This window comes from Rubrobacter tropicus, assembly GCF_011492945.1.
GTDB lineage: Bacteria > Actinomycetota > Rubrobacteria > Rubrobacterales > Rubrobacteraceae > Rubrobacter_D > Rubrobacter_D tropicus.
In genome coordinates this window covers 4,017,611-4,033,711 of sequence record NZ_CP045119.1, presented here as the reverse complement: position 1 = coordinate 4,033,711, position 16,101 = coordinate 4,017,611, and the positions used below count along the sequence as shown (strand labels likewise).

Annotated in this window: 11 protein-coding genes; 6 read left to right on the top strand and 5 right to left on the bottom strand. The window is 66.4% G+C overall.

Translation table 11 applies throughout. The annotated features are described in order from the left end of the window. Positions 1-8 precede the first annotated feature (8 nt). On the bottom strand, positions 9-1,169 hold the full coding sequence (locus GBA63_RS20130; protein ID WP_166179056.1) for a glutamate--cysteine ligase: 1,161 nt from the start codon (positions 1,167-1,169) through the stop codon (positions 9-11). Positions 1,170-1,478: 309 nt separating this feature from the next. Here GBA63_RS20130 and GBA63_RS20125 point away from each other — a divergent pair, with 309 nt between their 5' ends. The 6 genes from GBA63_RS20125 to GBA63_RS20100 all read left to right on the top strand — a co-directional run bounded on the left by GBA63_RS20125 (position 1,479) and on the right by GBA63_RS20100 (position 12,875). Further along, positions 1,479-1,805 (top strand): hypothetical protein, encoded by a 327-nt coding sequence (locus tag GBA63_RS20125; RefSeq protein ID WP_166179054.1) that lies wholly within the window; start codon positions 1,479-1,481, stop codon positions 1,803-1,805. 139 nt (positions 1,806-1,944) lie between these two features. After that, complete coding sequence (locus GBA63_RS20120; RefSeq protein ID WP_166179053.1) at positions 1,945-2,565, top strand: recombinase family protein; 621 nt, start codon at positions 1,945-1,947, stop codon at positions 2,563-2,565. Further along, positions 2,558-5,425, top strand: coding sequence for an NACHT domain-containing protein (locus tag GBA63_RS20115; RefSeq protein ID WP_166179051.1), 2,868 nt, complete (start codon positions 2,558-2,560; stop codon positions 5,423-5,425). Before GBA63_RS20120 ends, GBA63_RS20115 begins: the two co-directional genes overlap by 8 nt. 145 nt (positions 5,426-5,570) lie before the next feature. Then, positions 5,571-6,227 (top strand): hypothetical protein, encoded by a 657-nt coding sequence (locus GBA63_RS20110; protein ID WP_166179049.1) that lies wholly within the window; start codon positions 5,571-5,573, stop codon positions 6,225-6,227. Between the two features lie 172 nt (positions 6,228-6,399). Beyond that, positions 6,400-9,912 carry a type ISP restriction/modification enzyme gene (locus GBA63_RS20105; protein ID WP_166179047.1) on the top strand — a complete coding sequence of 1,171 codons (3,513 nt, stop codon included), beginning with the start codon at positions 6,400-6,402 and terminating at the stop codon, positions 9,910-9,912. A gap of 356 nt (positions 9,913-10,268) precedes the next feature. Further along, positions 10,269-12,875, top strand: coding sequence for a DEAD/DEAH box helicase (locus tag GBA63_RS20100; RefSeq protein ID WP_166179045.1), 2,607 nt, complete (start codon positions 10,269-10,271; stop codon positions 12,873-12,875). A gap of 307 nt (positions 12,876-13,182) precedes the next feature. On the opposite strand, the gene GBA63_RS20095 is transcribed toward GBA63_RS20100, so the two are convergent. The 4 genes from GBA63_RS20095 to GBA63_RS20080 are packed head-to-tail and all read right to left on the bottom strand — an operon-like array spanning position 13,183 to position 16,045. Then, complete coding sequence (locus GBA63_RS20095; RefSeq protein ID WP_166179043.1) at positions 13,183-14,709, bottom strand: E2 ligase fold family C protein; 1,527 nt, start codon at positions 14,707-14,709, stop codon at positions 13,183-13,185. Between the two features lie 4 nt (positions 14,710-14,713). Beyond that, positions 14,714-15,202 (bottom strand): Mov34/MPN/PAD-1 family protein, encoded by a 489-nt coding sequence (locus GBA63_RS20090; RefSeq protein ID WP_166179041.1) that lies wholly within the window; start codon positions 15,200-15,202, stop codon positions 14,714-14,716. Further along, complete coding sequence (locus GBA63_RS20085; protein WP_166179039.1) at positions 15,199-15,795, bottom strand: putative metal-binding protein; 597 nt, start codon at positions 15,793-15,795, stop codon at positions 15,199-15,201. Before GBA63_RS20085 ends, GBA63_RS20090 begins: the two co-directional genes overlap by 4 nt. Next, a complete protein-coding gene (locus GBA63_RS20080) occupies positions 15,788-16,045 on the bottom strand; it encodes a DUF2604 domain-containing protein (RefSeq protein ID WP_207956942.1) in 258 nt (85 codons plus the stop codon). Before GBA63_RS20080 ends, GBA63_RS20085 begins: the two co-directional genes overlap by 8 nt. Positions 16,046-16,101 lie beyond the last annotated feature (56 nt).

The following is a 16,101-nucleotide window of genomic DNA, read 5'->3' as shown; positions in this document are numbered from 1 at the left end:
GCGAACCGTCAGGCCGAAGGCCGCCCGCCTCCCGACCTACCTCGGGCATCATGAGCGGCGGTCGGCTCGACTGAGTGGGTGCCCTCCACGAGGTACGAGACGACGTCCCGGAAGTCCCCCTTGCGTTGGTAGGCGCGGCGTTGGTGCTGGCTGCCCGTGCCCCTCTCCACTATCTCGAGGATGCCGAGGAGCTCGTCTTCGCACCCCAAGGTCTGGGAGACGGGGCGCAGCCGCTCGACGAGGGCGACGGCCGCGGCCCGGGCGGGGAGCGAGTCGCGCGTTCGTCGATCGTAGATCGTCGCGTCGAGACCGAGGCGGGAGCCGCGCCACTTGTTCTCCGTGACGATCTCGCGGTCGAAGGGTCCCTTCGGGCTCTCCGAGCACGCCTCCACGACGAGGCAGTGAGTGAGGGCGGCGAGCGCGCCAGCATACCGGTAATCGGTCTGGGAGTCGAGGATGCGGAGCTCTATGGTACCTATGTTCGGGTGCGGGCGGACGTCCCACCAGCAGTAGGTGTAGTCGTCCATGGCTTCCATCTCGACCATGAGGTCGACGTAGCCTTCGAAAGCCTCGTAGTCGGCGAAGGTCGGGGGTATCCCCGACCGGGGCAGGGTCTCGAAGATCTTGACCCGCGTGGACTCGTAGCCGGTGTCCCTGCCGTGGCGGTAGGGGGAATTGGCAGACAGCGCCAGCAGCAGCGGGGACGACTCGGAGAGGCGGTTGTGTGCCTCTATCGCCTCTTCCTCGTCGCGCACGCCGACGTGGACGTGCTGACCGAAGCACACCTCCCGCTCCGCCACCCAGCGCAGGACGCGCACCATTTTCCGGTAGCGCTCTCGGTCGGTTATCTCTTGGTCCTCGTAGTGGGAGAAGGGATGGGTGCCGGCGGACGCCAACGCGACGCCGCGGGCCGCGGAAAGCGTCCCGAGCCGCCTCCTCCTCTCCCGCAAACTCGCGGCAGCCTCGCCCACGCTGGCGCACGGCGGCGTCCTTATCTCTACCATCGATTGGAAGAGCTCCCGAGCTACCGCTCCTTCTAACTCTGGCTGCAGAGAAGACATGATCTTTTCCACTTTGGGGGCGAGCCCCCCAGTGGCGGGGTCAATTATCTGCAACTCTTCCTCGATGCCAACGAGGCGTTTCTCGCTTGCGTTAAACCGTACCGGCACGATCTCCTCCGGGTTACGTTTGTCCAATTCTTGCGTACCGAAGCAACAGCCACCATGGTAAACGCAAAGCCTCCGCGTCGCTGTCGGCGATGATCTGAGCGACGCAAGAATTATTGGATTAGACCCTGCGGGCGCGGCCCAAGCACAAGCCGACTTCGTTGGCTACTCACAGCAGCGTGCCCCGGACTGAGTGCCTTCTCTACCGTACAATTCCCCGGAATCATGCGATGACCCGAGAACGTCGACACGCGGCTGTGCCTCGACCCGGCGTGGTCGACGCGCCTCCTCGCGCTGCTCAAGCGGGCGGGGGTGCTCCGCGGGCTCGCGCGCCCGAAGTTGCGGGACGCGCTCGTGGCGCTCCTGACGCGGATCCGTATGGGAACTGGCGGGTTCGCGGTCAAGGCGGAGGCCGAGGGGGCCGACGGGCGCACCCACGCCTGCTCGGTAAACGGTCACGGGGTAGGCCACGCCACCGGGATCGTGGCGACGCTCGCGGCGGAAAGCCTTTACACCTCCCCGCGCGCGGCCAGCATCTCCCACATCGAGCAGCTCTTCAACCCGGCAGAGTTCTTCCGCCGCGCCGCCGACCACCGCCTCACCGTCGACCCGGGCACCCCCCACTTGCCGGCCACGTAATCGTGTGCGGAGGGGGTGTCAGAAAAGGGGCACGTCCTCGGCGGCCCGAAATCCGCTTTGCGAGCGACCTTCGCTTCCACCGATAAGGGGTGTCAGGAAACGGGCGTTTTTTTGCCAGAGGCTCCGGTAGAATCCCGGGATGCCGACGAAGCCTACCAGGGTCGCGATCTACCTGAGGGTCTCCAAGGACGACGGCTCCCAGGAGACCGACAACCAGCTCCTGCAGCTCAGGGAGTTCTGCGAGGGCTGGGAGGGCCACGGGCTCGTCGCCGAGTACGTGGACAGGGAGTCGGGCACCAGGGGCCGCCGCGAGCGCAAGGACTTCGACCGGATGTTTGCCGACGCCGTCCGCCGCCGGTTCGACGTGCTCTTGTTCTGGGCGCTCGATAGATTCAGCAGGGAGGGGATAAGGAAGACCATCGCCTACCTGGAGCGCCTCGACGCGTGCGGGGTGGCCTTCAAGTCCTACACGGAGCCGTTCCTGGACACCGACAACGAGCTGATCGCGCACATCGTGCTGGGGGTCACCAGCTACTACGCCCAGCAGGAGGCCCTGAGGATCTCCGACAGGACCAAGGCGGGGCTGGAGCGGGCCAGGAGGAGCGGGAAGGTCTTGGGGAGGCCGGACGGGTTCGAGAGGTGGGCGCCGGTGCTGGCGGGGATGAGGGAGCGGGAGTTCTCGCAGGGGAGGATGAGCCGGGAGACCGGGCTCTCCTACAACACGGTCAAGAAGTACCTGAAGAGGCTCAACGATGGCTAGCGTCACGCTCGGCGCTCTGGCGACCGACCTCGCTAACGTGGCGGCCTCGAAGGCCGCCGGTCGCCTCGCTGAGGCCGCCTTCGGTCCCGCCCAGGAGCGCGAGCTGAAGGCCCTACTCGGAGAATCCATCCGGGCGCTGCTGGACGGATTGACGAGGTCGGGGGAGCTCGCCGAAGATCCCGACTACGTGTCGGGCCTGCGCACCAAGCTGTCCAACTTTTTCTCTTCGGAGGAAGTGGCGTACGCGCTCGTCTCGGTGGCCGTGGATTCCGAGCCGCTCCCGGTAGGGAGGCTCCGCGAGATCTACGAGGGGCGTGGTTACGACCCAGGGGCTTTCCCCGTGACCTTCGAGCGGGCCATGGAGACGTGCGCGCTGCACCTGGCCCGACGGATCAGGGAGGAGGCTTCGGCCCCCGAACACCCGCTGCACAACTTCGTCGAGATCTCCAAGCTCTACGGGCTCGAAGGAATGGTTTCGGAGACGCTTCGGAGGACCGAGCCTTCGGGGCCGAAGGCCGACGAGCTGGAGCGCGCGTCGTGGACCAGGTGCAGACGGCGTTGGACCACCCTGGGGGTGGCGCCCGACGAGGCCGAAATCCTCGCGAGGAACCCGGCGGTGGGCGCGCCCGGGCCCGACGTGCGGGAGCAGCTCGGCCGCCCCGTGAACGTGATCGCCGCCGAAGCGGGGTCAGGAAAATCTTTGCTCCTGGACAGGCTGATGCAGCGGGCCATAGTTCGCTACCGGGATGAGGAGTACGCGCCTCTGCCGGTCTTTATCGACGTGGCCAGGGTGCGGGGCGAGCTGCGTGAGGCGGTGGTGCACGGGACGCGGTCGCTCGGCAGGCCGGAGGAAGTCGGCGCCGCGGTCTTCCTGGACGGCCTCGAAGAGGCGGGCCGTTCGGAGGCCGGTCGACTGCTCGAGGAGGCCCACTACCTTCCGGACGTCTGGCCCAGCACCACGGTCGTGGTCGCGGGCCGCCCGCTGCAAGAGCTCGAGGAGGAGAAGGAGCACGGGGACCCGATCGAATTGCCGGAACTCACCGCCGCGGAGACGGCGTCCCTGATCCGCAGGTTCTCGGGGGACGACCGCGTGCTGGACGCGCTTCTCCACGGGCTGCCGGAGTCGGTGCGCAAGGCCGTAAGGAGGCCATTGTTCGCGACCCTCGTCGGCCTCAACATGAGGAACAACTACGGCCGCGATGCCCGGTCCGTGGGCGAACTTCTCTCCCACCTAGTCGAGCGGGCTTTGAAGAAATCGGGGGAGGCCGTCGAACTCAAGGAGCTTCGCGACCTCGCCGTGGCCGTCACCGACTCGGCGTCCGGACGCGTGAGGGCCGGGGACGTAGGCACCTGGACGCAGGTCGGGCGTATGCGGGCCACCGGGCTGGTGCATGAGGTGGACGGCACGCTGCGCTTCTCCCTGCAGATCCTCTCGGAGTGGTTCGCCGCCCAGGCGCTGGAACTGGGAGAGGTGGACGCGGAGGAACTCGCCTCGGATTTCGGGCGCTTGGAGCGCTGGCGCTACCCCCTCGTCATGGCGGTCTCCAACTTCGGATACGAGCGTGTGTCGAGGATATTCGGGCCCCTCGTGAGGGCCGCGCCGGCCTTCGCCTCCCAGGTCGCAGACGCGGCGTTCGACCGTTACGGAAGCGCGGAGGGTGGTCCGGCCGACGACGCGGCGGTGGTAACGGCGAGATTAAGGGAGGCCATGGGCGCCTGGGTAGAGGGCCTCGGCCCGTTGGCCCCGCTCTTCGCACCCATCAGGGAAGACGGCTCCCTGGGGACACTCGCGATTACCGGCTCTATTTGGGAGCCGGGTATGGGCAAGTACGCCTGGTACGCTGGCGAGGTGGACCTACCGGACGTCGTCCCGTACTCGCGCGTGGTCGACTCCGAACTCAAGTACGGGATCCCGCAGCGCACCTACGTTGTCGGGCGGCAGGCCTCTTGGCCGTGGGGAAGGACCTTCAAGGATCTCCGCGGCGACCTGGAGAAAGCCCTCAAGAAGCGCACGCTGCCGGCCGTAACGCCGATGCTGGCCCGGGAAGCCGCCTGGCGCACGGCGAAGGATCTCCTGCACAAGGAGAAGAGGAGGTCGCGCTACAGCGATGAACCTATTGCCCTCGAGGAGATCGAGACGTTGTTCGACGAGTGCGGTGTCTGGGACGGAGGGTGGATCTGGAGACCGCCGCCCCGCACCAGTCTGCGGCCCGTGATCTACGGTGCTAGCCACCTGGTCGAGGAGGTGCGCCGGCTCAGGGACTCTGGAGAGAGCGAGATGGCCTCTCCCGCGCCCATCGAAGACCGGACCTTGGACGAAGCAAGGCGGGCCATGGGGAACGACGACACGATGTACACGTGGGACTGGTATTCGGAAGGCCGCCTTCTCGAGCGGGCGCGGATACTGGTCCAGGAGACTTTGCACGCCTACGCCAAGGTCGCGGAGACGCTCGTTCCCGCGCTGCGGCCCCACATGCCGATGGCCGCGACGCTCCCCGGCAGGATCGTGGGGTACCTGGACGTTCGCTCGGACACCGAGCGCCGCGAGCCTTTGGTGAGCTGGTACGTGGAGCCGCTACCCCCAGGGTACCGGAACACCTCCGAGATCTCGCTAGAAACCAGACCCGAGGCAGCTAGGCCGGGGCTATGGGAGGAGTACGATGCACGCGCCTCGTACCTGCGTCCCAAGATCGCCGCTTTGCGGCCCCAAGCGGCGGGCTGGCTCGCCCCCGTAACGGAGCAGCTGCACTCCGGCCAGCTGTTCGACTCGACGCCCGTCACGAAGACGTGCCGCCACCTCCTCTGGGACGACCTCAGGTACGCGAAGTGGGTGACGTCGATGAACCCTTGGACGATTTAGCCGCGGTCCCCAACGCGTCGCGACCGACGCGCGGAAACCGCGGGCGCACGGGACGGAGTAGATCCGGTCGGGTGCGTCAAGGGGGTTTGGATTCCGTCAGGGCGGCAGTACGCTTAGGGGCAGGGCGGATACCGAGGAGGTCGGCGTGAGCGAGGTCCAAGAGATCGTCCGGGCGCAGATCCCTGCGTCGGAGCCCACGGAGGAGAGGGAGACCGAGGTCTACACGGCCCCAGGCGACATGCTGATCGCCAACGTCGTCTACACCCCGGCCGGCGACATACGCGGGGACTGGGACCGCCCGCGCTACATGCAGCTGCGCGTCGGAAGGTTCGACGAACCCGGGGGTCGGTACCTCGCCGATACGTCCGCCCAGACCAGCGCCTTCTACCTCCCGGCGAACGTCCCGCAGAACGCCGAACTAGTCTGGACCAACCGCCTGCGCGTCCGGGAGGGAGAAACGCTGTATTGGAACTCCCACATCGTACGCAGCCATTTTGCAGATGGTATCCCCGACCCGGGGGGCACCGTCGAGGTCTTGCTGGAGCCCGCGAACCTGGACGATGCCAACCCACCGCGACTAGTCCCCCAATATTGGCAGGGCAAGACGCTCGGAATCGAATACCGGCTCAGCGAGGTACCCCGAGGAGGCGGTACCGCGTACCACTCCGATTACGTCGGACGGGTCGTGGAGGCCACCGACCGCGGGATCGCCCTGGAGGTCGAGACGCCCCAAACCATAGGAGTAGACCGCGAGACGTACGAATTTCGCTACGAACGGATAATGCATGTCCGGCTGCTCTAGGGTTCGTGCGCCCGCCGTTAAGGTTTGTGAAGATCGCTGTTTATGGTCCGTTTACTATCGGTGCCCCGGATAGGGCCACCCCTCGCGGCACGGGGGCGCGAAACCGGGCGCCGGGCGCGGCAGGGCACTATGATGTGCCCAGTCAGGGCCGGTCGGAAGGCGGGGAGGGCGCGTGCGCGAGAGCGTCGGGAGGTATCTGAGGAGCCTGTGGGAGGACCACGCCTCGGGCGAGGCGGTGGCTGAGACTTCCGGCTACGGTGCGCTGCAGGGCCTCCTGAACGACGCGGGCCGCGAGCTCGACCCGTCCGTGAGGGCGATCGTGAACATAAGGAACCGCGGCGCCGGAATCCCCGACGGCGGCCTCTTCACGGCCGACCAGCTGCGCCGGCGCCGGGGAAGCGCTGACCCGACCACGGACGGCCCGACCGGCTTCCCGGCCCAGCTGCCCGCCCGCGGCGCGATCGAGGTGAAGGGCGTGCGCGAGGACGCGGGGGAGGTCTCCCGCGGCGAGCAGGTCGGCAGGTACCTGGACCGGTACGGCCAGGTGCTGGTCACGAACTACAGGGAGTTCGTCCTCGTGGGCCGCGACCGCTCGGGCGACCCGGTCGAGATAGAGTCTTTCCGCCTGGCCGGGGACGCCGCCGGCTTCTGGCGGGCGGCGGAGTCGCACCGCCGGACGGCCGACGAGAACGGGCCCGCGCTGTGGGAGTTCCTGAAGAGGGCGATGCTCCACGGCGCGCCGCTCTCCCAGCCGCGCGACCTCGCGTGGTTCCTGGCGTCCCACGCCAGGGAGGCGCTGGCGCTCGTGGAGGGGGCGGGGGAGCTGCGGGCGCTCTCCCAGGTGCGCGAGGCGCTCGAGGAGGCACTGGGCGTCGCTTTCGAGGGGGGCAGGGGCGAGCACTTCTTCAGATCGACGCTGGTGCAGACGCTCTTCTACGGGGTCTTCAGCGCCTGGGTGCTGTGGAGCAAGCAGCGGCCCCACGACTCCGAAGAGGCCTTCGACTGGAGGGTGGCGGCGTACATCCTGAACGTGCCGATGATTCGAGCGCTCTTCGAGCAGCTCGTCATGCCCTCCAGGGTGGGGGCATTGGGACTCGACGGCATGCTCACGCGCACCTCCGGGGTGCTCAACCGGGTGGACCGGGCCGCCTTCTTCGCCAACTTCGACGAGGAGGGGGCGGTCCAATACTTCTACGAGCCGTTCCTGGAAGCCTACGACCCGGACCTCAGGAAGCAGTTCGGCGTCTGGTACACGCCGCGGGAGGTCGTCCGGTACCAGGTCGAGAGGACGGACAGGGTGCTGCGCGACGTGCTCGGCATAGACGACGGCCTCGCCGACGAGGACGTCTACGTGCTCGACCCCTGCACCGGGACGGGCTCCTACCTGGTTGAGGTCCTCAAGAAGATCCGGGAGACGCTCGCCGAAGGGGAGGACGACGGCCTGATCGCTCAAGACCTCAAGAGGGCGGCCACCGAGAGGGTCTTCGGCTTCGAACTCCTGCCGGCGCCGTTCGTGGTCGCCCACCTCCAGCTGGGGCTCCTGCTGCAGAACATGGGAGCCCCGCTCGCCGGCGACGCCCCGGGCGATACCCCCGGCACGGACGGGGAACGCCGGGGCGAGCGCGCCGGCGTCTACCTCACGAACGCCCTCACCGGCTGGGACCCGCGCGAAGGGGCCAAGCGGCGCCTGCCTTTGCCGGAGTTCGAGGAGGAGCGCGACGCCGCGGAGGAGGTCAAGCGCGGGAGGCCGATCCTGGTGGTCCTGGGCAACCCGCCCTACAACGCCTTCGCCGGCCTCGGGATGGACGAAGAGCGGACGCTCTCGGACGCCTACAGGACCACAAAGCGGGCGCCCGCTCCCGAGGGGCACGGCCTCAACGACCTCTACGTTAGGTTCTTCAGGATGGCCGAGCGCCAGATCGTGGAGGGGACGGGGCGGGGGGTGGTCTCCTTCATCTCCAACTACTCCTGGCTCGACGGGCTCTCACACCCGGGTATGCGCGAGCGGTACCTGGAGGCGTTCGACGAGATCTGGATCGATTCCCTGAACGGAGACGCTTACAAGACCGGCAAGCGCACGCCCGACGGTGATCCGGACCCGAGCGTCTTCTCCACGGCGTCCAACCCCGCCGGCATCGGGATCGGCACCGCCATCGCGACGCTCGCGCGCAGGCCGCAGGCGGAGCACGAGGGGGTACAGACGGTCTGCTACCGGGACCTCTGGGGCCGGCACAAGCGCGAGCAGCTCCTCGCGCCGGCCCGGCAAGCGACGGACGGGGACCACTACGAGGAGGTCGAGCCGGAGCTCGCGCTGGGACTCCCGTTCGCGGCGCTGGAGATGAACGAGGATTACGCGGCGTGGGCTCCGCTGCCGGCCCTCTTCCCGCTGATATACCCGGGCGTGAAAACCAGCCGGGACCTCGACCTGGTGGCGATAGACCGGGACAGGCTCGAGGAGCGGCTGGAAGCCTACTTCGACGGCGAGATGAGCGACGCGGAGGTTCGCAGGATCGTTCCCTCGCTCATGAAGCGGTCCGCGCGCTTCGACCCGGCCGAGACGCGCCGGCGCTTGCTCGGGCGCGGCGTCGAGAGCGGCGAAGTTGTCCGGTACGCCTACAGACCCTTCGACGCGCGGTGGGCCTACTGGCACCCGGAGACCAAACTCCTGGACGAGAAGAGGGAGCCTCTATTCCGGGCCTTCGGGGCCGACAACCTGTTCATGACGAGCCGCCGCAAGGCCGAGCGCTCGCGCGAGGGCACGCCGTTCTACGCGACCGCCGATCTACCCGACTGGCACCTGACGCGTCCGGGTAGCGCCTGCTTCCCGCTGAAGTCCCCGGAGCTCGCGGCGGAGGACCTGTTCTCCGACCACGAGGCCCCGGCCGCCGGCGCGGCCAACATCTCGCCGGCGGCGTGCGACTACCTCGGCAGCCTCGGCATAGAAGGCGGGCATGCGAGCCCGGAGGAGGCCGGGGCGCTCTGGATGCACGCGCTCGCCGTCGGCCACTCTCCGGCCTACCTCTCGGAGAACTCGGGCGGACTGTGGATAGGCTGGCCGCGCGTCCCGCTCCCCGACGGCCGAGAGGCGCTGCTGGCTTCCGCGGCGCTCGGGATGCGGGTGGCCGGGCTCCTGGGGGCGGGAGATTACGCGGACCTGGAGGGATCTCGCGGGGTCCGCGGCCTCGGGTCCGTCCGCCGGCGCGACGGCGCGATGCTCGACCCCGCCCGCGGCGACCTGGCCGTGACGGCCGGCTGGGGCTACCCGGGGACCGGCGGCATCGCGATGCCCGGCGGGGGCACCCTCTCCGAGCGGGACCGGACCCCGGAGGAGCTCGAGGCGCTGGGTAGAACCGCGGAGGCGTTCGGCCTGGAGCCGGGCGCGGCGCTGGAGCTTCTGGGAGAGCAGGTGCTCGAGATACACTTGAACGACGTCGCGGCGTGGTCGGGGGTGCCCGAGCGAGCGTGGGCCTATACGGTCGGCGGCTACCAAGTCCTGAAGAAGTGGCTGTCGTACAGGGAGAAGAGGCTCCTGGGCCGCGACCTGCGGCCGGACGAAGCACGCGAGTTCGCGGCCACGGTCGGGAGGATCTCGGCGCTACTCCTCCTAGGCCCGGCGCTGGACGAGAACTACCGAAGGGCGGCGGGCTCCGTCGTCGCCCTACCGTCGATCGGAACGGGCCCGTGATCGCATGACGCGCAGCGTTCGGACGCCTGTCGGAGGCCGGCAGAGGGAAAGTCAATCGGTAGCAATGTCGCATACAAGGCGATGCGCTCGGGTACGTAGTCGCCAAGTACGCGGGTCTAGCCTATGTGGAGGACGTCAGCCCGCAAGACCTCAGGCACCGCTTCGGGTACGTTATGGCCGAGAAGGTACCATTGCACAGATTTGGCGCAGATCATGGGCCACGATTCTCTCGACACGGCGAGGTCTACGTGCGGGGCACACAAGGCGACCTGCAAAGGGCGGTCGAGGAGATAGCGTGGTCCTAGCCAAACTAGTCGGTCCCACGACCGGTGGGCGCGTGACGGGAGTGTGAGGAAATGACGGAACAGCGGCCGAGGAGATCCGGCTTCCGAAGGGTAGGCGCCTCGACCACGAGGCCCCCGGACCCGGAGACGCTTTTCAAGGACTTGAGAAAGGCTCCCGGGATCCAGTACCTCTGGTCGCATCAGGCCGACATCTTGCGTGAGTACGACGAACGCTACCCGAACAAACGCGACGTCGCCCTGGAACTTCCCACCGGGACGGGAAAGACTTTGATCGGGTTGCTCATAGCCGAGTACCGGCGCCGTAAGTTCGACGAGCGCGCGCTTTACCTGTGCCCGACGCGCCAGCTCGCTTGGCAGGTGGGCGAGCATGCCAGGACTTACGGCATAGAGGCCCGCGTCCTTCTCCCTCGCGAGTACGAAGGCCTCAACGACTTCCACCTCGGCAACGCCGTCGGCGTGTCCACCTACAGCGCGATCTTCAACACCAACCCCCGCATCGAGGAACCGAAGACCGTAGTCCTCGACGACGCGCACGCCGCGGAGGACTACGTCGCGAGCCTTTGGTCGGTGAGCATCTCGCGCAACGAGATGGGGCCCCTGTACCGTCGCTGTCTCCGGCTGCTCGAGCCGGAGATGGAAGAGGCTTTTGTTGAGGGCATGCTCGACGACGACGCTTCCCCGGCTGTGCGCGCGAGGGTAGACATGCTGCCGCATCCCAGGTTCTCGGAGCGCGCCGCAGAGATCCGCGGGCTGCTCGATGAGGGCCTCGATGAGCGGACCGCCGAACGATACCCCTGGTCCATGATCCGCGGGCACCTCCACGCCTGCTGCCTGTTCGTATCCTGGCAAGGGCTTCTCCTGCGGCCCCTCGTCCCCCCGACCTTGACCCATCCCCCTTTCGAGTCGGCGAACCAACGGGTCTACATGTCGGCGACATTGGGCGAGGGCGGAGAGTTGGAGCGCATCATCGGCGTGCCGCGCATAGAGCGCATACCGGCTCCGAAGGGTTGGGAGAAGCAGGGCTCGGGAAGACGGCTTTTCCTGTTCCCGAACCTGTCAATGGGCGGGGAAGACGTCGAGGAGGCGACCGCGCTCGCGGCGACGGAGAGCGGCAGGACGCTCGCTTTGACCCCGACCGCGTCTGCCGCGTCGGTCGCCAAAGAGCGGTTCTCTTCTCGGGGCATCACCGTCCTGTCGTCCGGGGACGTGGGAGAATCGCTCGAGCCCTTCACCTCTCGGACGAACGTCGCTCTCGTCCTGGCGAACCGCTACGACGGCATAGACCTGCCCGACGAGGCGTGCCGGTTGCTTGTCATGGACGGCCTCCCGGCCGCCACCAACCTCCAGGAGCGTTTCCTTCTGACGAGGCTGGGGGCAGACTCTCTGTTGAGGGATCGCCTGCGCACCCGCTTCACCCAAGGCGCCGGCCGTTGCAGCCGCAACGATTCTGACTTCGCGGTCGTGCTGGCCGTCGGCCAACGGCTGTTCGATTTCTGCGCGAAGCGGGAGAACCGCTCGGGGATGCACCCCGAGTTGCAGGCCGAGCTCGAGTACGGGATCGAGAACAGCTACGACCTCGATCCCGAAGGCCTGCTGGAGTTGGTCCGACTCTTCCGCGAACAAGGCGAAGAAGCGGACACGGTCGACCAAAACATCCGTGACCTTCGGGAGAAAGCGCAGAAGATTCCTGATCCCGTGGCCGGGGTCCTCATGGAGGCCGCGCCCAAGGAGGTTTCTTTCGCGTACGACCTCTGGAGGAAGGATTACGCGGAGGCGCTAGAAAAGGCGAGGGGTGTCTCCGACTCCCTGTCGGGCGGTCGAGAGACCGCCGCGTATCGGGCTTGGTGGCACTACCTCGCCGGGAGCGCGGCCTGGATGGCGGGCCAGGAGCAGGAAGACCAGGACCTGCTCGCCAAAGCCAGGGATCTCTTCGGACGGGCGGCTCGCGCTTCCAGGTCCGTCAGCTGGTTCGCGGAGCTGTCCCGCGAAGTAGACCCTGGCGCGCGGCCCTCCTCGTCGGACGTCCGCACGGCTCGCGCTTGCGAGTCCGTCTTCCAGACGCTGTCCGGGCTCGGCTTCCATGGCAGACGGTTCGATAGGAAGGTGGCGGAGCTCAACGATCTCATCGGAAAGGACGACAGCTCTTCTTTCGAGCGCGGGCTGGAGATGCTGGGCAGTTTGCTCGGGTTCGAGTCTTCTAGGCGCAGCGACGAAGACGGCGCGCCCGACGGCGTGTGGCTCCTCGGCGATGGGCTCGCGGTTGCGCTCGAGGCGAAGAGCGACGAAACCCCCGAAAACGCTATCTCGATCAACACAGTGCGCCAAGCCGGTACCCACTCCAACTGGGTAGGCAACAACTGCCACGTCGCCACGGACGCCGAGGTAATCACCGTGCTCGCCTCACCCCGCACCACCATCAAGGAGAACGCCGCTCAAAACGCCGGCGACCTCTACTACGTGCGCATCGATGAGCTACGGGATTTAGCCGAGAGGTTGGAGGCGACGCTGCGGCGAATCCGCTCTCTGACAAGCGATGCCGAACGGGAGGCGGCCGTCGAGGTAATCCGCGAGGAGTTGGACCGAGCCGCCCTGCTTCCCACCCCGTTGCTTGGCTTTCTCATGCGTACGCCCTTGCGTACGCTTCCCCTTTCGGGCTGAAATGGGACGCAGGACTGGCTAGGCCGCGGAAAAATTGACTTGCTACATGTGTATTTTGCGATACTGCATTTGTAGCAAGGTGTGACATACAAAATGGCGCAAATTCACACGTATCCCGGCTGAACCCCTATCCTACATGGGTGGATTTTGCGGGCCGCGAAGGGGCTTGCAGGGCCGTATTAGGAAAGCGGCGATCCTATTCACCGTAGTTGGGGGAGCAGCCAGATATGCTGACGAATTGCTGCAGGTGAAAGCAAACATAAGCTCCGAGCTTGTTCTTTGGTCAATAGCGGCTGGTTGCGGCAATCTACACATACTTAAGTTGGTATGCCCTCACGTAGTCATCATCTTGACAAATGCACCTTCCTGACGGGTGCTTTGGACGCGAAGACGACAACACCGTACCCAGAGGCCTCAGCAGGTCCATCCTCGTTGTGACGGGGGGTGGGAGGGTATTTAGTCCGCCAGCGTTGGTGACCAGATCGGCGGCGAGCATCACCCCCGCGAGGGCGGATTGAAACGCCAAGGGCACCTCCGCCTGCTCGTCGTCGGCTCTGTCGCCAAAACCGATAACCGCGCCCCCGCACACGCCCTCTTGGTACAAGGTTCGCAGGTGCTTGCCCTCAAAGGGCAGCAATTGCTCTATTGCGATGCCCTGAGCCGCGGCAATGCTCTCCAGAAACGCTCTGTCCGTCGGTGTGCCCTTGTAAAGACGCTCTCCGACCACCCGCCATTCCTCTGAGAAACCGAAGACCTCTGCCATGATCTCGGCTTCGCTCTTGCGCTTCTCTTCGGGCAGGTATAGGCACGCTAGGCAGGCCTGATCGCCCAGAAAAGCGTGCCTGGAGATGCCGAGGTCGTCTGGCTGCGTCCAGGCGTTAACGATCCAGCGGGGCAGCGCGGCCTGCACTGCGATTCGGTCTTCAACCGAATCCACGGCCACGGCTACCCTTTGGAGGTCCCAGTCGCCTCGAGCCGCCAAGTGGACGCCCCAGCGCTCGGGGTGCGTGCGTACAGCAAACCCGGTGTCCTGCAGCATGTCCGCTGCCAAGGCAACCTTCGAGGCGCCCACGTCCGCCGCGGTGGTCAGAACGTAGCGCTGCAAGTTGGATAGGTCCACCTCTTCGTGGTCTACGAGGTGTAACGTGCCGCTGACTCCCTTCACCTTCGAGAGCGTCCACACGGCCCCGTTGCCGATGGCCCCGAGGCCGATCAGGTGACTCTCGCTCAAGTCGACGGACGCCAGTTCGGTGTTGATAGGCTTTGCCGCGAAGGGTTTGTAGTCAAGCAAAGAGAGGGATAGGTCGTCGTCGAGGTTACCCTTGGGTAGCTGCGAGGAGAAGACGGCGCGGAAGGCGTTCGCGGCGCCGAGACAGGCGGCCGCCGCGGCGCCGAACGGGTTCTCCGTAGGGCCTGATCCCTGCGGGTCTTTGGTGGAGATCTGCGCCACCCACCCGTCGGAGCCGAGATAGACGACCGGCGTCGTTCCGGTGGCTGGGGTGCTGCCCACCGACAGACAGATATCGGCCCCTTCGAGGCCCGATTCGATGTCGATCTTCGGGTTGATGGATCGTGCCAAGGACACCAAATCTTCGGCGAGCCCTTCTGTTTCCCCTCCTGAGGGCACCACGGCCAGCCGGGGGTAGAGCCGCGAGAGGAGGTTGACAGCGAGTTCCAGCGTGATCCTGCCCTCTGGCGACCCCGTGGCCGCGTCGTCGAAGGTCACGGCAACGACGGAAGAGTTCAGCACGTCTTCGAAGGCCCCCCGATCGTACCCCGACAAGACCTGCGACGCCGCCCGCGCCGTCTTGTCGAAGAAGTCCGCCAGCGCCACGCGCCTAGTCCTCGATCACGATCAGGGCAGCTACCTCTTCGTCCGCCAACTCGACCCAGCCTTCCCCGGGTGTCAGGCGGTAGACCGCGTAGTCCGCGAGCGAGAAAGGATGGCGCGCGAAGTACGGCACAACCAGGGAGAGCCCGCCGACCGCGGCCACGATCGGCATCGCGTCGTCGGTCTCGGAATGGTACGCGTCGGTCGGGTGACTGTGCAGCTGCGCGATGAGCGTCAAGCCCTCCCTGTAGAGCCACATGTTAGTCCTGAACAGCTCCTCCGCCTCGACCAGCACGAGGACGCCGGACTCCGTACGAAGGTGGCGTTGCTCGGGGATGCGGGTGCGCGTGACGAGAAACACGCCGTTTCGGAGCTCCCCTGCCCAAAGCGCGAAACCCTCCGCCCCGTGCTGACCGACGCGCCGCAAGTAGTCGTGGGCCTCCAACGCCAGTTCCCGCGGAACCCTGACCGACGCCACCGACGTGAGACCCGTCATTCCGGCAATTCGTTCTGCGCGTACTGAATGATCGGCTGCATGACCACGTTGTAAGCCGCGATGGGCTGGACACCGTACCTATGGATCTGATCCAACAGAAAGTAGAGCGTGCCTTCGCCGCTGTCTTTGTGGAGCAGCCAAGAGTCGCCGGAGTGCGCCGGATGCTCGTGGTACTCGCGTACGCCCGGGATACACAGAAACGGAACGTCTTCAGGGTCGTGGGCTACCATCAAGTCTTGAGGTTGTATGAATTGCACCTGCCCTGCTAGCGCTTGATCGGCGGGTACGGTGGGCTGGCGAGGAAGACGACGCGGCAGATCCTTGTTCTTGTAGGGTTCTTTGGTGAAGGGGTTGACCAGTTTCACGGAGGGCGGCCACAGGTCGTAGTCCGTGAAGTCGAGAAGCGCCCCAAAGACGAGCGCGGGCGGGCTAAGCTGAGGCGCCCCGAAGACGACGAACACCTCTGGGTACTCCGCCTTTACGAGAAACCAGCCGCGGCGGACGTACTCGTCCTCGCGTTCCCGGTATTGGGCCACCTCTCTGTCGAACTTTGCCCGCGATACCGCGGGGTCGACCAAGACCTCCTCAGCCACCCGCGCCGGCCCTGAGGCTCAAGACGAGCGTCACGCCCGGGGCGAACCCGAAGTCCTCGATCTTGCGACCAAGATCGAGAGGGTTCCCGTCCTCGTCCGTCAGCTTCCAATCCTCGGGGGGCCGGCCGGTATTTCCGCTTTCCGCGAGGGCCTTAGGGATCACGGTGCGGATCGGCGCGTTCTCGTTGGCCTCGACCTCGGTCGGGTGGCCGTTGACGACGATGGTCAGCTTTTCTTTGTTCTTGGGCATATAACCTCCTGTGGCGGGTGACCGCATTGTGACACGGGTCACGTACATATCAGCAA